Genomic DNA, 22,063 nt, shown 5'->3' with positions numbered 1-22,063 from the left:
GTGGTTCAATTAACTGAAAATAGCTGTAAGAAGAGAATTTAAAGTGGATTAAGGTTGCCGGAAATATTTGGCTTTTAAAGGGGAAGCAGGAGCAGAGAGTACTAAAATGTTTCTAAGGTTGCTGATATAACGTCCCCCGGCTTTATCACCAGGCACCACCAGACGAGCAAATCCCTCATCTGTATCTGTCAAATATTGGATACTACCATCGCTTGCTTTTTTTGCATATGCAATGAGCACTTGTTTGGCTTCAAAGTTGGGGTGAATTTCACCAATACTTATAACCGATCCATAACAGTCAGTGGCTTCAGCAAGAATGTACTGTCTCAGGAAAGCGTTTTTAGAATTTTGACCGGAATTACCAGGTTGAAGTCCGCCTGAAGAAATCTCATTATTAATAAACTCCCATAAAGGAACTCCGTAGTATGTTTCTGTTCTCGGGCCTGATCCTGTTTGGAAAGACACAGTAACTTCGGTCACGACTACTGGGTCTTGTTTCTTTAAATCTTGTTGCAAATTTATAAGCTTTTGCAAGTCAAAAGTTGTTGGATTTTTGACTTCACCACCCAAGGTCAATGTCTGGGACAAACCCCCTGGACAGGCATTTTCTTCCCACACAGCTGTTGTTTTTTCTGATTCCCTGGGAACAGGATTCCCAGGAAACGCTAAAGTCGTTTGCCAAAACCCTAATATCGACAGTGTTAGGGACACAATTGCAATCCGACGAGTAAAACGCATAAAACATGCCTCTGTAATTGTTAAAAATGTAGGTAAATTTTGCTGCATGTATATATTGCTGCGGCGGAAATAGAGATACCATACCGCTACGCGTTCACAAAACAGCCAGAAAGCTTATAATCAAAAACTTCTTTTTACCAATTAAATTGGTATAAGTTTAAGAGTCTAAAGAATGAAAGAAAATTCAAAGTTAAAAAAATTAACATTCAACAAGAAATCTACAGCACTTCTACAAAACATCTTGACAAATTATCAGACCGTTTTACCAAAAATGTTGGTAATTGCAGCGAATTATACAGTTTTGATAATTGATTTAGGCTTTGATGTTATTAGGGGGTGGTATCTCCTGTGAGGAGTATACCAACTAATTTTGTCAATTTTTCATTGATTTGCTGGGTTAGGCGAAAGCTCTGCGGTCACTCAAAACTAGGTCTGTTGCTAAGCATGAATCCCGCACTGTCACGAATAGCCACTGTCAAAGCGAGTCGCCTGACAACAAGGTTGTGCCGACGCTTTAACATTAAATCTTCACCTATAGCGCCAGATTTACTTACCCTCTTTGAGGTCATCGGTTACACCGTCTTTCTGGAAGCAGATATTAAGATAGGTAGACACAAGGCTCAACGTAGTAGCGATGCCGAGGTCATTTTGTCTAATTGCCTTCGCAACGCCTTGAAGCAGATTAACCCCAAAGTTCCATGTGAGGTCATTGAAACTGTCATATCTGGGCTGATTAGCACCCACAGTTCTAACTTACTAGAAAACAACCGTCGTTTTCACAAACTCTTGACTGACGGGGTTGATGTTGTCTACCACAACGGTGATCAAATAATCCACGACAAAGTGTGGCTTCTTGACTCGTCTAATTTACTCTCCAACGACTGGCTAGTAATTCATGGGTTTACTATTGTCGAGGAATGCCATAGTCACTGTCTCGATGTTGTTGTCTTCATCAATGGGTTACCTTTGGCAGTCATTGTCTGGAGTCACTCAAGGCATGAAAAAGCGACATTTTGGAAAGCTTATCAAAGGCTTCAGATGTACCAACAACAAATACCAAATTTATTTTCCTACAACGTCTTTCAAGTCATGATTGTAGAAAATTTGGCACGAGTTGGTACGTTAACTTCCCAGTGGCAAGAGTTTTTACCTTGGCGCACAATTGAAGACTTTTCATATGCAGGAGAAACAGAGCTAGAAGTGTTGATTCAAGGCATTTTTGACAAGCGGCGTTTCTTAGAACTAGTACAGCACTTCATAGTGTTTGAGGAAACCGGGGCGAGTATCTGCAAAAACTTGCTTCGTCACCCTTTTTGTACAATACACAACCCGAAAAGTCCCTCAAGGATGATATGAATACGAACACAAGTTGGTACGAACAAGAGCTCGTCAAAGAGTTCACAACAATTATCAATCACTCGTTCCCAGAAGTTGGAAAACTACTAGACAACTGTCATGTCAAACTTATCCAATCTTTCTGGGGACAACAGAGTGTTCACTTCCTGCCTTACATTGCAATTTATTGTCCTAAAAACATGATTGCTGCTGTCAAAGCACAAATTTCTGTCTTTAGAGAAGTCGCTTTCTTTGTGGGATTAACTGAGGTTGTTTGCCTAAATGCTACATCCCTATTGCACGATCCTAAATCGAAGCTTAAGCAGAACAATCCCTACTTGTGGTTAGAACTGCAATGGATTGTCACGAAGTCTTACACGTAAAATTTTGCGCAGCCTCAACCCCTCTGGAGAATTCACGCATCACCGCCCTATGGCTCTTGCCACGCCTTACGGCACGCGCAGCGGGCAAGGGAGGGCATAGATTAAATCGGAGGTTTCCTCCGCTCTAACTTCTCTCAAAATGCGCTCATTCAAAAAAAAAGAGTTTATTCTTTTTTTGAATTGATAATTTTGTGCCTCCTGCGGAGGAGCTGCGCTGCATCATATAGGACAAAGGAAGTGTGTCATGAAAACAGGACTTTTTTGCAATTATGAGAATTATCGCTCTGATGCCCGTCGCGCCATTCTAGAACAAGTGGCGCTGGTAAAACACGTAGAAAGTTTGGGCTTTGAAGAAGCTTGGGTGAGTGAGCATCATTTTAGTGATTTCAGTGTTAGCCCATCAATTTTGGTGTTAATTGCACACTTGGCGGGCGTGACTTCTACTATTCGCTTAGGTTCAGCGGCTGTGCTTTTGGCATTTCATGATCCAATTCTTGTTGCAGAAGATATCGCTACACTGGATAATCTTTGCAATGGGCGACTTGCTATAGGTATTGCTAAAGGTGGTCCATTCCCTGAACAAAATAAGCACTTTAACACTCCCATGAGTGAATCCCGTGCTAAGACGCTAGAGGCTATGATGCTGATTCATAAACTATTGTATCACACTGATGTGTCGTTTCTTGGCAAGTACTATCAGTGCGATCGCGTCTCAATTTACCCGAAACCTCTGCAAAAACAAATTCCAGTGTATGTGGCTACTAGTGATGAAGAAGCTATTGGGTTTGCAGCTTTGAATTCTTTTGGCTTGATGGGTGGAGCACCGTTTACTCTCGATAGACTCAAGAGTAATATTACTAAATACCGTGCTATTAATCCCAGTGGCTCTGATAAGTTCATGGTGGTACGATTCTTTTTTGTGGCTCGTACATATGATGAGGCGGTGAGTGAAGCTCTACCTTTTATTCGCACTTTTAGTCAAAGAATGAAGGCGTTGAGTCAAAAAGCACAAAAGTATGGCAATAACAGTCAACATCTCCAAGCGAATAATGGTCAAAAAAGCGCTTTTGATGAAGACCAATTGCTAGAAAATTCAATCATTGGTGATGTTGTCAGTTGCTGTGACAAAATCAAACGGTTTCAGGATGAACTAAATTTAAAGACTTTGGCATTGAAACCTGCTTCGTTGAATTTGCAAAAGAATCTTGAAACTTTGACGCGCTATACCCAGGAGGTACAAAGTTATGTGTGAATTATTCCCGAACTAAAAAGGGTTTTTGTTATGAATAAATCCTCTCTTCCTCCAGATGATTTGCCTCCAGTAAGAGCAACCTTGCTTGATGAAATATTCTACAGACAACTAGAGGAGGCTACTTGCCAACGCTTTTACCAAGTTTGTGGTCCAATTACGCGGGTTTTATTATCGAATTGTCATTGGTATTTCAAAACGAATGCTGGCTTATTAACACTAGTCATTATTTGCTATGACATAGAAAGTTACTGGCATCTCGCCAATGCTATTCCACATCTTGTCAAAAGGTTAAAACAGTTTTCCAACAACGCCAAAATCCACATCTGTCCTCCACCTGACAAGGGAAAACCGTGGGAAATGGAGGTGGATGAAATATCAGATGATGAATCAGATGATGAAGATTTTCAAAGTCGGTGAAGTCGGTAGAAACTGAGCATCGACAAGATATTGTAGCAATATCTAATGGCTTTTCAGCCTAAAGCAATCATGACATCAGCTGCATCTACATCTCATCTTAAAGAGAATTACGCTCCCACCTACGGAATTTGGGCTTTAAGGTGCGTTTGCCCTAGAGTCAGAGACCTGGCTCAATTATCCTTTAACGGGAAGAAAACCCCAAGTGAGCAGATTAGAAGGTGGGTTGACGAGTTGTGTGTCGATGAGCTTGCCGAGTGGTTAGATGAGGATAAGGCTTGCCCGTTTTGTCACGATAAATGCGTCCCCCACCGATTGTCTTAATTTTGAATGAGCGAATGCGTGAATTTTGAATTTGAGCGTTTGCGTAGCGCCCCCGAGCGGGGCTAGCGAGTGACGTGCGACTGACGTCGCAAAGAAGATGCATTTAGCTTTGAGCAAAAATCTCAATTCATTCCGTAAGTATGTAACGCAACAACTTTTATCTCGGTGGAGAAACTCCTTTTTCTCCAACAACCTCGCGCACGCGATAGATGGGGCGTCCTTGAGACTCATGATAAGTACGCATCAGTAACTCAGCTAAAAGACCGAAGCAAAACAACTGTACCCCAGTCACAAGCAAAAGAACTGCTAAAATTAAGAGCGGGCGATCGCCTATATCCTGATGAAAAGCAAATTTAACAAAGGTCAAGTAAATTCCAATCGCCCCACCACAAGCCATTGCAATTAAGCCCCACAACCCAAAAACGTGCATCGGGCGTGTGAGGAATTTTTTCATAAACAAAATTGTTAACAAATCCATTAACACTCGGAACGTCCGCCATATCCCATATTTGCTACGACCAAAGCGACGGGCGTGATGACGCACGGGCATTTCTGTAATTCTAGCTCCTTCAATATACGCTAAGGCGGGAAGAAAGCGGTGCAGTTCTCCATAAAGATTCATATCTGCCACGAGTTCGGCGCGGTAAGCTTTGAGGGAACAACCATAGTCATGAATATACACGCTTGTGGTTCGCCTAATTAACCAGTTGGCAATTTTAGAAGGAAGTAAGCGATTCACTGCACCATCTTGCCGATTTTTTCGCCAACCGCTGACTAAATCGTAGCCTTCCTCCAGCTTTGCCAGTAGCATGGGGATATCAGCAGGGTCATTTTGCAAATCAGCATCTAAAGTGACAATCGCTTTACCGATCGCATAGTTAAACCCAGCAGCCATCGCTGCAGTTTGACCATAATTGCGACGCAAAATCACCGCTTTTAAATCATTGCGGATTTGCGCTTGTTCTTTGAGTAACTGTGTTGAACCATCTGTAGAACCATCATCCACGCAGATGATTTCATAACTCAACTCAGTTGTAGAAAAGGTGAAGGCGATCGCCTCAAGCAAGTGAGGCAGACTTTCCACTTCATTATGTACAGGTACGACAACCGAAACATCTGGGACAACTGATGATATTGCATCATTTTGCCCAGCTAGCCCATTAATAAGCAGTCCACTCCTCATGTTTTTCCTTAGTCCTTAGAGTCTTTGTGGTTCATAACTTCTCACCACTCTTCCAGCACCGCGCAGTTGCTGATAATATGACTGACTAACCTGATCTCCTTGTTCCGAAAGACGGTCAATGCCAATTCCATTACGCCCTATTTCTTTGCCAGAACTATGGATATAGCAGCCATCTCCCAAATAGAGTCCCACATGAGTTGCTTTTTGGGAAGTTCCGAAGAACACAAGGTCACCTGGTTGTAATTCTAGGATAGAAATTGCTTGGGTAAAAGCTTCTTGTTGATAAGCATCTCTGGGTATGCGAATCTCTACTGAGGCGAACGCGGCTTGCATCAATCCTGAACAGTCATAATTTGGTCCGACTGTACCACCCCAGAGGTAATAATTTGGTTGTTGCATAGCTTTTTGGGTAAACCCAATCACCTCTGGTAGCCGTTTTTTTATTTCTGATTCAGAAAATGTTTTCGCTTTATAAGCTACAGTGCATGATTGTAACAAACCCAAGTCGGATAGTGACAGCCATCCTGGATAGTCATCTTCACACAAACACACCTCAACTGCCCAATCCTGATAGTTTGATGTTACCCATAAATGTCGCCCAGTTGCAGCTTGAGTTGCTAGTCGCTGACAACTGGGAGAATCATAAATATTCAGGTTACCTAGGCATTGGTACTCACCCGATTTGAGAGTTTGGATTTTTGATTCTAGATGAGAGGACATCGGTGAAACAACAATGAATTTCTTTAATAAAGACGAACAACTTGAAAATCTTGGGTTAGGCATTTTAGAAGCAACCTGGGCTGCATTTCCCACTTTAGCCCGCAACCAAATTGCTCTCACTTGGATTGTCTACGATCCGCCTGTCCTCGTAAATACTGGTGGTGCTTTAACTCCAGATGCTTTTTGGAATTATCCAATCCGTGGTTTCACTTATCGTGGAGTCGAGCGAATTTACCCTGCAAGTGTGGTAAAATTATATTATCTGGTCGCAGTCAACGAATGGCTGGAGAAAGGAATGGTTTCAACTTCCAAAGAGTTGGAAAGGGCTGTGCGGGATATGATTGTTGACTCTAGCAATGATGCGACGAGTTTAGTAGTAGATATCCTCAGTGGAACCACTTCTGGGCCAGAATTAACACCAGGACCATTTGAAACTTGGAAGCAGCAGCGTAACATTGTTAACCGCTATTTCCAATCTCTTGGGTGGGCGGAAATGGAAACGATAAATGTTTGCCAAAAAACCTGGTGTGATGGTCCTTATGGGCGTGAACGAGCTTTTGTCGGAGAGTTGCTAGACAATCGTAACATGCTAACGACAAATGCGACCGCCAGGTTGTTACATAGTATTATTGGTGGTGTGGCGGTGTCTAGTGGGCGATCGCAAACCATGATGGCTTTGATGAAACGTAGTCTTGATCCGAATGACTTGCTAAAAGATGTTGAAGAAAATCAAGTGACAGGCTTTTTGGGTGGTGCGCTTCCTCAAGAAGCACAAATTTGGTCAAAAGCAGGTTGGACAAGTCAAGTTCGCCATGATGCTGCTTATATAGAGTTACCAAATAAACGCCCCTACCTGCTGGTTGTATTTACTGAAGGTAAAGCGAATGCGAAGAACCGCGAAATTTTGCCTTTTGTCTCGAAGCTAGTTGCTGAAGCAATGAGTCGTTTAGGATAATTGTTTTGGAATTGAAAGTTCAAAGTTCAAAAAAAAGAGTTATTATTTTGAACTTTGAATTTTGAATTGGAGCGAACTTCGTTCACTACCATCCTTCCAATGTTACAGGTTCACCTTTGTAGCCTACTGCTTTTAAAGCGGTGTTAAAACGATCTAAACCGACTTTCTTAATATCATCAACTAACTCAGACAACATGAGGTAACCAAGTTTAGATCCTTCGTCGTCTAGCTTTTGGGCTTCCATGTAAGAACGTGCTAACTTACGCGCTTCAGTGTCTTTTAGTGGATCAGATGAATCACCGACAGGATGAATACCTTTGGACTCAAAGAATGAAACAATTTTGTTGTGATTCCATAGGTAGTAAGGTTTCCCTTCATTTGGGACAATCTTTTGGAACAGTCCATTGGCTGTTTCTGTCGGTTCACCATTAGAGTCACGTAACCCATGTTCTTTTAGCATTTTGCCAAAAGCAACAGCTGATTTACCAAATTCTGAACCAAGTTCAGTCAGTGTTCTCCACTCAGACCGAAAGTTTTTCTGTGATTTTTTCCCCATCTGGAAATCTCCAGCAGATTTTGCCTATCATAATTATTCAAGATACCTGAAGACCACGAGAATTCTTTTGCGACTCTTCTTGTTGAATGCGGCGTTTTTGACTAGCTCCTGCAATTTTTAACGCAACAGACTGTATTTGATGGTAGAGTGTTCGTGGCATCAGCAACAGAAAATAAGCAGCAGCTAGGGTAATCAGTGTACGGTGTGGTTCTTCTAGTAGAATGCGCCAATGAGTAGAGACTGCTCGCTGGGCGAACTCGACAGCTGTTGAACCAGCTTCTAAAGTCACTGCTCTTCTGGCTAAATGTCTGAGTTGATAAGCCATAGCTATTTTTTCCAACTCAGCCATTGATGTTGGAGGTACATAGACGCGTGCTTTTTCCAGCATTGTTTCCCAAGAACTTAACTTTTTCACCAGTTGAGCTGAAAACCCTTGGGAATTGACGCGGTAAAGTGTTAAGGCTTCAGGAATTCCTTCTGTAAGCCATTTCGTTTTCATCGTTATCCGCAGCCAAAGTTCGACATCTTCTGAAGGGTGTAGTTGTCGATCATCATCAAAATAAAAATTTTCTACGACTCCATAAAGATTATCTTGGAATGCAATATCTTCAAAAACCTGACGCCGAATCACGGGTACTGAACCATTCCCAATTGGGGTACGACAAAGTAAGTCAAGTGGAGTAATTTCCTTGAGTTTGGTTATCTGATAAATACCGAGGGGCTTTCCTGCTTCATCGATAAAACAAGAGCGACAAAAACTGACTCCTACTGCTGGTGAGTTATTTAAATGCTCAACATGTTTTTCTAATTTTTCTGGTACCCATAAGTCGTCTGCATCCAGAAAAGCTAAATATTCCCCTTGAGCATGTCGAATACCAAGGTTTCTAGCTGCAGCGACTCCCCGGTTTTCCTGACGGATGATTTTTATTCTGTTGTCTGTAAACTGCTGACAAATTTCTATACTTTTATCTGGAGAGCCATCGTCAATGATGAGCAACTCAAAATTTTCGTAGGTTTGAGCAAGAACTGATTGTATGGTAGCAGCTACATATTTCTCAACTTTGTAAACTGGAATAATCACAGAAACTTTTTTCATGCAACCCCCTATCTTTTCTAATTTTTATTCTAATTTTTCGGGAACACACGACGTGTAGCCCATAACGTAAACACAGGCAAGAAAACAAGATGAACTAATAAGACAGATACAGCTACACCAATAATTTTCCACTGAACTCCTATAAGGATCGCGATAGTAAATACAAAAGTAAATATGACATTCCAATACAAATCTAAGTGAGGTTTACCGACAGCTATAAGCAACTGGGAAGCTGCATCTGCGAATGGTCGTGGAATTGCCGATAAACAAATTAGGATAACGATGGGGATGGCAGGTTCCCATTTCTGACCAAACACAATAGGGACATATATAGGAGCTAAACTGGACTGGAGTACAATAAAAGGAATAATGGTCAACCAAATCGTTTTCAGACTACGAAAATAAGAGCTTCTAAATTCAGAAAATTCGGCACGAACTGCACATAAATGAGGCAAAATGGCTGAGTTAATAGCGTTAATGAAACTTAAGCTAATTCCCAAGCCTGCGTTGAAACCAAAGAAGTATAATCCTAATTCGTTAATTCCTACAAAGCGACCAACTAATAAATAATCTAAGTTGTTTCTCAATGTTCTTAACAATGAAACACCGAGAATGTTGTAACCAAATTTTAGAATGCTGTTCCAATTTTTGGTAGTAAATCCTCTAGTCAAACGCCAAGGATGCGCTTTGTAGTATATTAATGTTTCTACAGGTACTGCTAACACGGATGGCAACACCAATGACCATACACCCATACCTGAAACAGCGAATATGACAGCCAATATACTACCAATAATATTTTGGCTACTGTTAGTAAGAGCTATCACTTTCAAACGGTTTTCTCTTTGTATGAGATTCTTTTGTATGGTAGATAGAGGCCAAATTAAATAAGCAAGACCTGAGACAGCAATTGGCAAAATAAGATTTGGACTTTTATAAAACCAAGCTATAGGAAAAGCTGCAAGAGATTGAATAACAAAAAGACTTAAAAAAACGACCCAATTCAACCAGTATGCAGAGTCACACAATTGCTCTAGTTCTTCTTCTTCAGCCTGAATAATTTTTGTGCCTACACCGATGTCAGCAAATGTGATTGAAAACTCACGTACTGTCATCACAATAGCACCTAGACCGTAGTCGTAGGAGGTCAAATACCGGGCAATGATGACAACTAACCCCAAGCGTAAGACTCGGTAGATAATCTCTGAGATACTCAGCCAGCCAACATTTCGGATGAATTGACTGGAGAATTTTTTCTTGATAGTGGTTATCACAGGATGAATTGCTCTCATGACTATCTATAAAGACAATAATTCTGTAATGTTTTCGTCACTGTCTGCTACTAATTACCGTTCAATCGTATCAGCTACTATGCCTAATAATGAAACCCGACTAGTCTTTAATTCTTCCAAGGCTTGGTATAAAAAAGGACGTACTGTTTTCCCAAGCCCGACAACCATTAAAACTCCATCGACATGATTTGCGAGGATAGAAGTGTCTAAAAGTCCCAAAAGATGCGGTGCGTCATAGACAACTAAATCATAGTTTGCATGGGTTAACTCCACAAAACTCTCCATTCTTTGAGATGAGAAAAGCTTTGTAGGATTTTGTGGTGTATCACCAGCTGTAATCACAAAAAGATTTTCCTCTCTAGGTGCTTGTCCAACAACATCCTTAAAATCTATACCTTGAGAAAGTATCTCGCTTAATCCTTTAGCGTTGACTAAACCTAATGCATGATGAACTTGAGGATGGCGTAAATTAGCATCTACAAGTAACACCTTCTGACCGGCTTGAGCTGCTATCTTTGCTATATTCGCGGCTACTGTAGATTTACCATCACCATTTGTTGCTGATGTGACAACTACTGAGCGGATAGAATCTTCTGATTTGAGAGAGTTGATTTTACTGTAAAGAGAGCAAAAAACTTCCATAAAAGCATTTTTTTTATACTCTGAAGCTTTTGCTTTTACAGTTGACACAAATTGATTTTTTCCTTTTGGGACTGGATGAGGAAGTTTTTGATCAGTGGCTAAAGTTGAGTGTCGTAATTCTTTATGAAAAGGAATCACTGCAAGAAGTGGTAGTTTACTTGCACGTTTGACTTCTTCAGGATCGTGAAAGACGTTTTGCAAATTCTCAAGAACGAAAGCAGCTAGAGTTCCTAAGAGTAAACCTGCAACGACTCCCAAAACAATGTTACGTTCAGCATTCAGTCCTACAGGTAGGAATTTACCCGTTTTATCACGAGGAATGGTGGGAGGCGTAATGATTTCCCAAGGAATATCTTGTTGAGCAGCATCTACCCGCAGTGCTTCTTGCTTTGCTAATATTTGATTGAGAGTGTCGGTAGAAACTTGTAGTTCTCTTTGCAAATTTCCGTACTGACGCGAAAGGGCAGGATATTGCTGAATTTGTTGGTTAAGCTCAGCCATTGCTTTTTGATTAGCTTCGAGGCTGCTTTCTAATGTCTTAACTTGGTTAGCAGTATCAGCTAGTTGTTTGATTAGATCGCGCCGAACGGAGTTTTGATAAACTCCTACCTGGGAATTAGGCATAGTCGAAACAGATGAGTTGCTACCCAATGCCAGTTTTGCTTCTTGCTGCACTAAAGGTAGGAGTTTGCGTCGCTGTTCGCGCAAATTCTGCATGACTGGGTTGTTGTCAGTGAGGCGGGCTGACTCTATTGCTATTTTTGTTTCTATATCTCGCAGACGAGTGAGAACTTGTTGGTATTGAGGTGATTCACTCAAAGCTGATGCGGCGATCGCATTATCCTCTGACATCGCCAATTGCTTTTGCAAAGAAGCAGAAAGTGCCTTTGTCTCAGTTAACCCTCTTTCGATGTCTATCCGCTGTGCTTTAAGTTCATCTACTCTGTCAAGCAATTGTTTTCCCTGAAGTTCCGGGTTAAATAGAGTGTACTTCTTTTGGAACACTTGCATTTGTCCTTGAAGTGTATTCACCCGAAGCTGCATTTTCGGAATCTGATGCTCAACAAATTTTATTCCCTGACGTAAGTTCGTCTGCTGCTCTTGTTTACTATAATTCTGATAAGCTAGTGATACTTGCTCTAAAACATACTGAACTTTTCGTGGGTCAGATTCTCGATAGCGAACTTCTATAACTCTTGATTGGTCTTTGCCTTTCCCAACGCGACTGATATGTAGCACGCCGACTTGATCAGGAGAAGCTTTGCCGGATACATCACTCGCAACAAGTTCGTCGTAGCTCATCTCTGGATAGCTGTTTTTCAGCTTTTGAACAACTGGCATTATTAGCTTGGGACTTTTCAAAACTTCCATCAAAGCCTGATAATCCAGTTCTGTTCTATTCTGTTTGGTGATTTCGTTGACATTTTGCTTGAGAGTTTCAGACAGTAAAACCAGCAACTCACTATCTGTCGTCTTTAATGGTTCAACTAATATCTGAAATTTCCCTTCATATTTTGGAGTTCGAGTTGCTGTCCACCCAATAGCCAGTGTTGTCACAAGCACTGTCGCGCTTGCAATTAAACCCCAGCGACGACGCAATATAGAAAAAACCTGATTGAAACTCGTATTTTCTTCTTCACCTTCTGGTTTTCTCAAGAACAAATACGGCTCTCTCGGTGCAGCATTGGAATTTCTCAAGTACTGCAAGCTTTGTTCCTTAGTTGGCATTTGCTTTCCCATTCGATTCTCATTATTGAAGACACATTTTGTCAATCTTTTTGGTAAATACTGAATTTTTGCCAACTTGGCAGAAACATCAACGGGATAACTATTTGCAATCTGTTGCTTTTACCAGAACTAATGGTAGCGTGGGTACGGTACAGCTAACATTCACCAAGGTGATGCGGTTTTGGAATTTGCACCAATTAGCTTTATCTCCGCATAGTACTCCCCCTGATTCAGGGAAAATGATACCAGATTTTGGCTAGCTTTGATATCCCTTACATCTCTGGCTACGTATCACATACGTAGTTCCTTACAGAAAATTCATGAAATTGCTGACAATAATAAAGATACAGTAAAGTCAAGATATCAGGCGAAATAAAAAAATACTTCTTTAGACATATTTATACGAGAATTAAATGAGATAATGTTTCTACCGTAAGCTTCTTTGAGACGCTTATTCAAATGAGGAGGCAGTTTTTCAGTTCTAAAAATTCTCTTGGAATAGCTAATTAATCATTGCAAATAGAGTTACCATGCACCGATTATCAAGGCTAGCTGAAAAGGTATTTGTTGTCTTGACTCTGTTTTTTTCAACGACTGCCTTGATAACCATTCTGTTGGTAGAAAAGGAAGATGCTACGGATGTGACTCAAGATCCCTACACTCCAATCCTTTTCATGGGAGTCTATTTCGTGACTCTCTTGTTGATTATGAAAAGGTGGAAGAGTTTTGTGTACGTAGCACAGAAAGACGTTTGGCTGTGGCTACTGGTAGGAATGGCATTAGCATCTATATTGTGGACAGTAGCTCCAGATCTGACGACACGTCGTGGCATACTTCTTTTGGGGACAACTGGATTTGGAGTATACTTAGCGGCTCGTTACAGCATGAGAGAGCAACTAGAACTATTAGCCTGGACTTTCTGGTTGGTCATTTTACTCAGTTTTGTATTTGCCATAGCATTGCCATCTTATGGTTTAATGACCTTTCAGGAAGGAGGTGCTCACGCGGGGGCTTGGCGGGGTGTGATCACGCACAAAAACACCTTAGGTCGCCTCATGAACGTAAGCACAGTAGTCTTTCTATTACTCTCTGTTGATAACTCTGGTTCTCAACATAAATACAGATGGGTTGCGTGGCTTGGTTTTGCTCTTTCAGGGATTTTAATCATTCTTTCAACATCAAAAACAGCCCTCGTTGTTTTTCTCACCCTGATAATTATGTTGCCACTATATAAGGCTTTGCGAGGTAATTATAACCAACTTATTCCTTCAGTCATTGCTGTAGTTCTTTTCGTAGGAAGTACAGCTACCTTGCTATTAGATAATTTACCATTCATAGCGACTGCATTGGGTAAGGATTTGACACTGACAGGACGCACAGAAATATGGGAAGCGATGCTTGATCTCATCTGGAAACGTCCTTTATTAGGCTATGGTTTTAATGCTGTTTGGCAAAGCTGGGATAATGACGTGACAGCCTACCTTTGGCGAATTTTGGAATGGGAATGTCCTTATGGTCACAATGGCTTGATGGATTTATTGGCAGAATTGGGAATATTAGGGTTAATAGTTTTTGCAATCAGCTATATAACCGCTTGCATTAAAGGAATTTTGTGGTTACGGGCGACAAAAATGGTAGAGGGATTATTTCCTTTAATGTATCTAACATTTTTATTTATGTCTAACATCACAGAAAGTACTCTTTTAACAACTAATAGTCTGTTTTGGATATTATACGTATCAATTGTTTTTTCAATGGCAGTGGAGTATGAACAAGCCAGAAGATACAGCTATATAAGTGCGATGATCGGCGATGAAGAATTAAGTTGAAAACGTATTAGAACTATGAAGATTACTTTAATATGTCATGATATTCCCTACCCTCCGAATCGGGGTGCGCGAGTAGAGATGTGGCGAAGAATAAAAGCTTTTTATGATATTGGTGTGGAGTTACAACTCATATCTTGGTTCAGCGAACCGCTACAACCTGAGGAAATAGCTGAAGTTAAGAAATACGTAAAAGAAATCTATCTCATACCGTTTCAACATACACTCGGCTCTTTTGCTCGTAGGATAATTGACTTACTACAGTATCCTTTGGAAGTGACCTCTCGGATTGTCAGAGGAAAAGAATTCAATACTCTGCTTTCTGATGTCCGTGCTTTTCATCCCGATGTTATCTGGTTGGATGGAATTCATGGTGGAGAAATTGCAGATAAGTTAAGCAAAAATTTGAATGTACTTCTGATTACTCGGTCTCATAATATAGAGTACCTGTACTATCGTCGATTACTTGCCTCTACAACGGACTTTACAAGTAAGCTGAGAAGATATTTATCAGTTTCTCACTTGGAAAGTTTTGAAAAAGACTTACTTAAAAGGAGTGCTTTGTTCTATGATATATCCGCAGACGACTTGAAATTTTGGCAAAGTCAGGGCTTTAAGAATGGGCGCTACTTACCACCTATTGTTGAGTTTCCCAAAGATAATAATTCAAAAGAAGCTTGTGATGAAATCAGCGCCAATCTTTTGTATGATGTTGTCTTTTTAGGTAACCTAAAGGTAGACAACAACGTAGCTGGTATAGTCTGGTTTCTAACGCAGGTCCTTCCGGTTATACGCTCTGCATTACCCAGTGTTAAAGTGCTAATAGCTGGCTCAAATCCTGTAAAGAAAATCAAGCAACTATGTGAAGAACACCAAGGTGTCTCTTTGAGCATCAATCCAGCATCCTCGATAGCAGTTTATCAGTCGGGGCGTGTTCTCATGAATCCGGTTTTAACAGGTAGCGGGGTGAGTATAAAATCTATAGAAATGCTTGTCTCTGGTAGACCGATTGTTTCTACACCTCAGGGAATAGCTGGTCTGCCAGAAGAGGTGAGAAAATTTTTTAAAATAGCTGTTGATGCCCAATCTTTCGGAGAAGAAATAGTTAGATTGTTGTCAACTCCCCAAAAGCTTAATGTTGATCAAGGATTGCTTGAGTCACTGTTCGGTCCTCAAATTATTGAAGGTGTTGTGTCGGATATCAACTCTTTACTTTGACTTGGAGTAAGTGCGGGTGATTCCACGTAGAAGTGGAAATCACGGGTTCTCCATTTATGTGAGGATGCGCTTGCATATTCATAAAGACGGTATTCAAAATCATCGAGCGTATCTTGCTCATACAATCAATTCAATTTCTTTCAGCAAGCTGTCTGCTTGAAAATGTCATTTCGTCATTAGAATTGCCTCAATACAGTGGTTATACCATTTTGGATTTTAGATTTTAGATAATGGAATTGTGAAAGAGTTACTGAACAAGCCAAGCTTTTGAGCATTCCATCTGTCGCAATCATTATTCAAATTGGTGTTATGAAAAAATCGAGAAGCTTAATGAGAGGAATTAACAATGAAGGTAATTTTGCTAAATAACTACAGCATGACCGCCCAGTGGGAACAGTGGAAAGAAGAAAATTATGAGTATCCAAGTCATCATCTGTGGGGAGCGACAACATTACCTAAATATGGCATTGATGTTGATATTCTGCCTTATGAAAAGTTTTCTTTTTTAAAAAAGATTAGTGATCAAGTGAAAATCTTAGGGGACTTAGATCAGCAACTGAGATTACTTTTTGGAAAATATGATTACGATATTATTTATTCTGGAAATCAAGGTTCTACATACTTACTCGCTATTTTACGAGCTATAGGTATATTAAGAAAACCAGTTGTTACTGTACAACATCAATCATTTAAAAAAACTATCTGGAGTTTTTTATTTATAAAATTTGTATTATCTTGCTATGATAGGCTTTTTTGCTTAAGCAATGGACTCAGAAACCACCTCATAAAAGAGTTCAATTTACCAGAGAATAAAGTAGACTTGTTGGAATGGGGAATTGATTTACCTTGTTATGACAAAATAGAGTACTATAACACAATTGATGCAATAAAAGAGAAAGAAAATAGTTTCATTTTAAGCGCAGGTAGAACATACAGAGACTACAACACTCTACTAAAAGCTTTCAAAAATATCAGCTACCCCTTGAAGATATATGGCACTAAAGAGCCTTTTTGTCAAACAAATGAGATTTCTCCAAACGTTCAAATTATCACAGATTACCTCTCATGGCGAGAAATCTTAATTGAACATGCAAAAGCCTACGCAATTGCAATACCTCTAGATATTACCCAACCGAAATCATATATAAATGTGATTGGAGTGACTAGTCTTCTAGACGCAATGGGTATGGGAAAAGCAGTTGTTATGACAAGAACTGTAGAGCCTTGTATTGATCTTGAAAAAGAGGGTATTGGAATTCTTGTTGAACCAGGAGATGAGAAAGGATGGCAAGAAGCAATATCCTATTTACTGGAACATCCAGATGAAACTCGGAAAATGGGAAACAGAGCTCGGCTTTTATGTGAAGAGAAATATAACTTAGAAGTTTTCACATCAAGATTGTCTGAACTTTTACAAGATGTTTTGAAGTAACAAGCTTTGGTCATGAAAAATCATTTATACTTAGAAAATTTCTACTACATAAATATTTTGAAATGACATGGATTGGACAGTTGCAGCCCCTTTTATTAATAAGGTCAATTTGAGCAACGAGTTTTGGTTAACCCGCAATCTACCTAACTCTCGTCACCAACTCCATATTGTCCCACGTCCAAAGCCGTTAGAAAACTGGCACAATCAGAAGTCTTCTGTGACTGGATTCAAGAGTTGGCTGATTTATTGGCAACATGGTATGGAAGCGATAAAACAGACAAAGGGAGGCGTGATTACCCTTTTTCCTCAGCTACCAGCAGTCATAGGAATGCAACAGCGGCTGACTTGGAAGAAGCGCATTCCAGTAGTAGCTTGGTTATTCAATGTTGGCACTTGTTCTACTGGGATTCGACAGGCGATCGCCCAATTGAGCTTAGAAAATATTGATTGCTTTGTTGTCCACACACGGCGTGAAGTGGATATCTACCACCACTGGTTGGGAATCCCAAAAGAGCGTTTTGAATTTGTTCCCTATCATCAATCACAGATTCCCATAACTTACGAAGAGAACACGACTCATCCTTTTATCGCAGCACTCGGTTCTGCTCACCGCGACTTTTCCACCTTCTTCCAAGCAGTGTCCAAGCTCAATCTACCAACGGTTGTCGCGTCAAGTAAACATGCATTAGAAGGATTAACCGTTCCACCGAATGTGAAAACACCATTTGGTATTGAGAGGGCAGATTGCTTGCGTTTAGCTCAAGAGGCGCGCCTCAGCGTCGTACCTCTGCTTCCAAAGTCCCAAGTGACAGCAGCAGGACAAATCACTATTGTAGAAGCTATGCTCATGGGTCGTGCAATCATCGCCACCCGTTGTCATGGAGCAGAAGATTATATTCAGCATGGCGAGACAGGTCTTTTAGTTGAACCGAAATCTGTTGATGACTTAGTACAGGCGATAGAAATGTTATGGAACGATTCAGCATTACGCAACCGTCTCGGGCAGGCAGCTAAACGCTACGCCGAAGAACATTTTTCTTGTGATGCAGCAGGAGCAGCTTTGGGTAGAATCCTCGATAAAGTTGCAGACGCAGCAGGTATGTATTAGCTAACGATGTTTTATGGTTAGAGCAATTTTTGTGAAACAGGCATTTACCATAGTACGCAATATTAGTTTTTCAATTGCTTACTATTACAAAAAGTGGAGACAGTTCACGAAATACATCGTGGCTGGCTTGGCATTGGTGTTGCTTTACACAACTCTCAGCAGCTGTTCGCCGCAGTTTCCCAAGCTATTTGACATAACCACAAGCCAAGCAGCTATGACTATTATCTCTCCTTTGTCTACTCGCGGTTCTCGGATTGTTGATGCCAAAGGTCGAGTCGTTCTGTTGCGTGGTGTCAACTGGTTTGGTATGGAACTAAAGGAGCATGCTCCTCATGGGCTGTGGGTTAGAGATTACAAAGATATGCTCGCTCACATCAAACGTTTGGGCTACAACGTCATCCGCTTACCGTATTCCGTACAAGCACTGCGTTCTCGTGATATCAGTGGTGTTGATTTTTCTATCGGTGCTAACAAAGATTTACAAGGCAAGACTCCGATAGAAGTCATGGACATCATTATTCAAGAGGCGCAGCGTCAGGAATTGTTTATTATTTTAGACAGTCATACTCTTAAAGATGGTAAGATACCGGAATTATGGTACGGAGACGGTTTTACTGAAAAAGACTGGATTGATACTTGGACGCTCTTAGCAAAACGCTATAAAGACTATACCAACGTCATCGGGGCAGATCTTAAAAATGAACCCCACGGTCGTGCTAGTTGGGGAACAGGCGATAAAGCCACAGACTGGCGGTTAGCTGCGGAACGGGCTGGAAACCAAATTCTCAGTGTCAACCCAAAATGGCTGATTTTGGTAGCAGGAGTCGTGGAAAATGTCCCTGGTCAAAAGCAGCCAATCTATGCTTGGGGTGCGAATTTAGAAGGTGTGCTGAAATACCCAGTGCGCTTGAAGGTACCAAAAAAGCTGGTATATACTCCTCATGAGTACGCAGCTTCTCATCTCCCGTGGGTTAAAGAACCTATACTTCCTGGTAAGTTGTACAAACGTTTGGAGATTGGATTTCACTATATTGCGACTAAAGGTATTGCTCCAATTCTGATTGGTGAATTTGGTGGACCACGCGTAGATACCAAATCTAACGAGGGGATTTGGCACAGACTCTTTGTTGATTATATCAATAAGAAAAAGCTTAGCTTTACTTACTGGTGCTGGAATCCTAATAGTCATGATACCGGAGGTCTCTTACTGGATGACTGGAAAAGTCTCAATATTGACAAGCAAAAACTTTTGAGTCCGCTGTTACGTTAATCAATAAAGTAGTAAAATTAACAATAAAATACTATTACTTCTGAGTACTCATCAAAAATATGTATTGAAAGTAATGCAAGAATTGAATCATGTTTCAACAGCTGCGAGAAAATACTTTCTCTAAAAATTTATATCTTCGTTCAAATCAAAAACCACGCATTTTGGTAATATCGATGCGTGGTTTTCGTTTTGAAGCCTATCGCTCTGCTGAGTATGAATTTGAAGATACTCTTTGTACTTTTGACTATGCTGATATATTCACTCCGGTATTAGCTTCTGATGCATGTACTAAACTCAATAAAAAGCTGTTAAACTATGCTGCAACAGCTTTTGATCAAGGTAAACTTTATCGTTCGGGTTGCATTCCCTCAATTGTAGATAAAGAATACGACTTATTATTTTTTATCTGCCAACAGTTTTGGGATATCGCCTGTTTAAATTCTATTAAAGGATGGCGAGAAAAATGTCGTAAAGCTGTTTTATGGATAGATGAAATTTGGAAAAAAGAAATAGGAGAACAGAAAACTAGACTTTGTTTGAAACTAGCGAAAGATTTTGATTATATTTATACTACACAAAGCTCTAGTGTTCATGCGATTGCTAATGTCGTCCAACGTCCTTGTTTTTCTTTACCCTACGCTGTAGATACTATAAAGTTTTGTCCCTATCCACAACCCCCTGAACGCTGTATAGATATTTATAGCATCGGTCGCCGTTCACCGATAGTACACAAAGCTTTACTAGAAGTTGCAGAACAAAAAAACCTTTTATACCTATTTGACTCTCTAAAAGGTTTACAAATGATGAATTATAAACAACATCGAACTTTATATAGCAATTTAGTAAAAAGAAGTCGTTACTTTATTGCCAATAAAGCAAAATTTGATGCTATTGATCAAACAGGTGGTCAAGATGAGTTAGGTTCTCGCTTTTTTGAAGGAGCCGCAGGGGGAGCTGTTATGATTGGAACTCCTCCAGTTTGTGAAGCTTATACAACTTACTTTAATTGGTCTGATGCAGTCATTGAAATTCCCTACGATGCTACTAATGTAGCAGATATCATCACAGAATTTGATGCACAACCTGACTATCTGAATAAAATTCGTCAAGATAATGTCATCAATTCCCTACTGCGTCATGACTGGGTGTACCGTTGGGAGAAAATTTTAGAGAAAGTGGGACTTGAGAGTACACCAGAAATGTTATCTAGAAAGGCTCACTTAGCAAACTTAGCTGACAAGATTAAAAAGTAAATTTTAACAGTTACCAGTTATCAGTTATCAGTTATCAAGGAAGCGCAGTATCAGTTATCAGTTATCAGTTACCAGTTATTAGTTTGAAGAAGAATTCAGAATACAGCAATTCTTGATTCAGAAGGAAGAAATAAAGAATTGAGTTTTTCGACTTCCGACTTCTGACTCCTTCATTGTTCAGTGTTCAGTGTTCAGTGTTCACTGTTTTAAAGCTATTAAGCAAAATACAGTTCAGTTAACAGAATATGGGGACAAAGAAACCGGGTTTCTGGCTGGCGCTTAACACAACACCGTATATCTGAATACGGTGTTGTGTTAACATCTGAGACTTTCCCGACTTTTTGTGAAAACAAAGTGAGCGCTCATTTCAGGAACTCCAAGAAATAAATTATTCCACTAAAAGTTGTTGACAGTTGGCAGTCAACAGTCAACAGTCAACAATTAGAATAGAATATTTTTTATTTGGTTTGGAACTTCCTTTCACAAAAAATCGGAAGATTCTTGGTTCCACGAGTCTACTTGGCTGCACCTAGAATCTGTCAGCACTTTGCCAAATCGGGTTGTTATTCTTTTGTTCCTTGGTTATGTATAAATTGAATTTTTGCTTCAAAACTAGTATCAAAAAGGGAATATCGTCTACCAAGTATCTTTTCCACAGTCTTTTTGGCTCACATAAAATTCTAAACAACCACTCTAAACCAACTTCACTCATCCACTTTGGAGCTCTTTTCAAATTTCCTGCTTCAAAATCAATAGTGGCACCGAGTGCCATAAATAATTTTATGTGGGGTAGCATACTCTTGTGCTTGTACAGCCACTTTTCTTGCTTTGGAGCACCCACTCCGATAACTAAGACAGTCGCACCAGAGTTATTTACCATATTAACTATGTTCTGACACTCTTGTTCATCTTTCTCAAATCCAAAAGGTGGAGAATATGAACCAACAATAATATTCCTGCCTGTTTTCCTATTTATTTCATTTTGAGCTTTCCTGGCTATCCCTATACCTGCTCCTAAAAGAAAGATTTTGATATCTTTATTATCCCTGTGATAGTTGTAGAAAGCTGGAAATAAATCTGAACCCGATATTTTTTCCTTGATTGGCGTTCCTAAAAACTTAGATGCATAAATGAGTATTTGACTATCACAAAGCTTATAGTCACTAATACTATACGCTTGTAAGAAGTCTGGGTCTTTTTGTAGTTTAATCAGATGATCCACATTTGGCGTAAAGACTACCCCAGATTGTAATTTTTCTAAAAATTCCACTTTTGACAAATTGTCAATCTCCAAGTTCAAAATTCTAACTTTGTTCATGGCTTGCATAGTTTAGCTTA

21 protein-coding genes are annotated in these 22,063 nt (G+C 40.1%); 13 read left to right on the top strand and 8 right to left on the bottom strand.

Going from position 1 to position 22,063, the window contains the following annotated elements; genetic code table 11:
- Positions 1–48: 48 nt before the first annotated feature.
- Positions 49–738: a hypothetical protein gene (locus DP117_RS07875; RefSeq protein ID WP_169217765.1), complete on the bottom strand. Its 690-nt coding sequence runs from the start codon at positions 736–738 to the stop codon at positions 49–51.
- Between the two features lie 444 nt (positions 739–1,182).
- Here DP117_RS07875 and DP117_RS07870 point away from each other — a divergent pair, with 444 nt between their 5' ends.
- From DP117_RS07870 to DP117_RS07850, 5 genes are all read left to right on the top strand, one after another.
- Complete coding sequence (locus DP117_RS07870; RefSeq protein WP_169217764.1) at positions 1,183–2,094, top strand: type I restriction endonuclease; 912 nt, start codon at positions 1,183–1,185, stop codon at positions 2,092–2,094.
- On the top strand, positions 2,091–2,456 hold the full coding sequence (locus tag DP117_RS07865; RefSeq protein WP_169217763.1) for a hypothetical protein: 366 nt from the start codon (positions 2,091–2,093) through the stop codon (positions 2,454–2,456). The genes DP117_RS07870 and DP117_RS07865 overlap by 4 nt, the downstream gene beginning before the upstream one ends.
- Positions 2,457–2,700: 244 nt before the next feature.
- Complete coding sequence (locus tag DP117_RS07860) at positions 2,701–3,708, top strand: LLM class flavin-dependent oxidoreductase (protein WP_169217762.1); 1,008 nt, start codon at positions 2,701–2,703, stop codon at positions 3,706–3,708.
- A gap of 30 nt (positions 3,709–3,738) precedes the next feature.
- A complete protein-coding gene (locus DP117_RS07855) occupies positions 3,739–4,125 on the top strand; it encodes a hypothetical protein (RefSeq protein ID WP_169217761.1) in 387 nt (128 codons plus the stop codon).
- 45 nt (positions 4,126–4,170) lie between these two features.
- Positions 4,171–4,446: a hypothetical protein gene (locus DP117_RS07850; protein WP_169217760.1), complete on the top strand. Its 276-nt coding sequence runs from the start codon at positions 4,171–4,173 to the stop codon at positions 4,444–4,446.
- Positions 4,447–4,603: 157 nt separating this feature from the next.
- On the opposite strand, the gene DP117_RS07845 is transcribed toward DP117_RS07850, so the two are convergent.
- Positions 4,604–5,629: a glycosyltransferase family 2 protein gene (locus tag DP117_RS07845; protein ID WP_169217759.1), complete on the bottom strand. Its 1,026-nt coding sequence runs from the start codon at positions 5,627–5,629 to the stop codon at positions 4,604–4,606.
- A 15-nt stretch (positions 5,630–5,644) separates the two neighbouring features.
- Entirely contained in the window at positions 5,645–6,349 is a 705-nt protein-coding gene (locus DP117_RS07840; RefSeq protein ID WP_169217758.1) for a C40 family peptidase, read from the bottom strand.
- Positions 6,350–6,362: 13 nt separating this feature from the next.
- On the opposite strand from DP117_RS07840, the gene DP117_RS07835 reads away from it, so the two are divergent.
- Positions 6,363–7,304, top strand: a complete 942-nt coding sequence (locus DP117_RS07835) for a serine hydrolase (protein ID WP_169217757.1) — start codon at positions 6,363–6,365, stop codon at positions 7,302–7,304.
- Positions 7,305–7,389: 85 nt separating this feature from the next.
- Here DP117_RS07835 and DP117_RS07830 read toward each other — a convergent pair whose 3' ends face one another.
- From DP117_RS07830 to DP117_RS07815, 4 genes are all read right to left on the bottom strand, one after another.
- A complete protein-coding gene (locus tag DP117_RS07830) occupies positions 7,390–7,860 on the bottom strand; it encodes a hypothetical protein (RefSeq protein WP_169217756.1) in 471 nt (156 codons plus the stop codon).
- 37 nt (positions 7,861–7,897) lie between these two features.
- Positions 7,898–8,956: a glycosyltransferase family 2 protein gene (locus tag DP117_RS07825; RefSeq protein ID WP_169217755.1), complete on the bottom strand. Its 1,059-nt coding sequence runs from the start codon at positions 8,954–8,956 to the stop codon at positions 7,898–7,900.
- A 29-nt stretch (positions 8,957–8,985) separates the two neighbouring features.
- Positions 8,986–10,230 carry a lipopolysaccharide biosynthesis protein gene (locus DP117_RS07820; RefSeq protein WP_348982992.1) on the bottom strand — a complete coding sequence of 415 codons (1,245 nt, stop codon included), beginning with the start codon at positions 10,228–10,230 and terminating at the stop codon, positions 8,986–8,988.
- Positions 10,231–10,302: 72 nt separating this feature from the next.
- Positions 10,303–12,618, bottom strand: coding sequence for a polysaccharide biosynthesis tyrosine autokinase (locus tag DP117_RS07815; protein ID WP_169217753.1), 2,316 nt, complete (start codon positions 12,616–12,618; stop codon positions 10,303–10,305).
- A gap of 38 nt (positions 12,619–12,656) precedes the next feature.
- Here DP117_RS07815 and DP117_RS07810 point away from each other — a divergent pair, with 38 nt between their 5' ends.
- The 7 genes from DP117_RS07810 to DP117_RS07780 all read left to right on the top strand — a co-directional run bounded on the left by DP117_RS07810 (position 12,657) and on the right by DP117_RS07780 (position 20,725).
- Positions 12,657–12,878: a hypothetical protein gene (locus tag DP117_RS07810; protein ID WP_169217752.1), complete on the top strand. Its 222-nt coding sequence runs from the start codon at positions 12,657–12,659 to the stop codon at positions 12,876–12,878.
- A 270-nt stretch (positions 12,879–13,148) separates the two neighbouring features.
- Positions 13,149–14,447 carry an O-antigen ligase gene (locus DP117_RS07805; protein ID WP_169217751.1) on the top strand — a complete coding sequence of 433 codons (1,299 nt, stop codon included), beginning with the start codon at positions 13,149–13,151 and terminating at the stop codon, positions 14,445–14,447.
- 15 nt (positions 14,448–14,462) lie between these two features.
- Positions 14,463–15,662: a glycosyltransferase gene (locus tag DP117_RS07800; RefSeq protein ID WP_169217750.1), complete on the top strand. Its 1,200-nt coding sequence runs from the start codon at positions 14,463–14,465 to the stop codon at positions 15,660–15,662.
- Positions 15,663–16,008: 346 nt separating this feature from the next.
- Positions 16,009–17,094 (top strand): glycosyltransferase family 4 protein, encoded by a 1,086-nt coding sequence (locus tag DP117_RS07795; RefSeq protein ID WP_169217749.1) that lies wholly within the window; start codon positions 16,009–16,011, stop codon positions 17,092–17,094.
- 67 nt (positions 17,095–17,161) lie between these two features.
- Positions 17,162–18,202 (top strand): glycosyltransferase family 4 protein, encoded by a 1,041-nt coding sequence (locus tag DP117_RS07790; protein ID WP_169217748.1) that lies wholly within the window; start codon positions 17,162–17,164, stop codon positions 18,200–18,202.
- A gap of 13 nt (positions 18,203–18,215) precedes the next feature.
- A complete protein-coding gene (locus DP117_RS07785) occupies positions 18,216–19,472 on the top strand; it encodes a glycoside hydrolase family 5 protein (RefSeq protein WP_169217747.1) in 1,257 nt (418 codons plus the stop codon).
- An 89-nt stretch (positions 19,473–19,561) separates the two neighbouring features.
- Positions 19,562–20,725, top strand: coding sequence for a glycosyltransferase (locus DP117_RS07780; RefSeq protein WP_169217746.1), 1,164 nt, complete (start codon positions 19,562–19,564; stop codon positions 20,723–20,725).
- A gap of 529 nt (positions 20,726–21,254) precedes the next feature.
- On the opposite strand, the gene DP117_RS07775 is transcribed toward DP117_RS07780, so the two are convergent.
- Entirely contained in the window at positions 21,255–22,043 is a 789-nt protein-coding gene (locus DP117_RS07775) for a WecB/TagA/CpsF family glycosyltransferase (protein ID WP_169217745.1), read from the bottom strand.
- Positions 22,044–22,063: the final 20 nt, after the last annotated feature.

It is taken from the genome of Brasilonema sp. UFV-L1, from assembly GCF_012912105.1.
Classification (GTDB): domain Bacteria; phylum Cyanobacteriota; class Cyanobacteriia; order Cyanobacteriales; family Nostocaceae; genus Brasilonema.
This window is presented reverse-complemented; position numbering and strand designations above follow the sequence as displayed.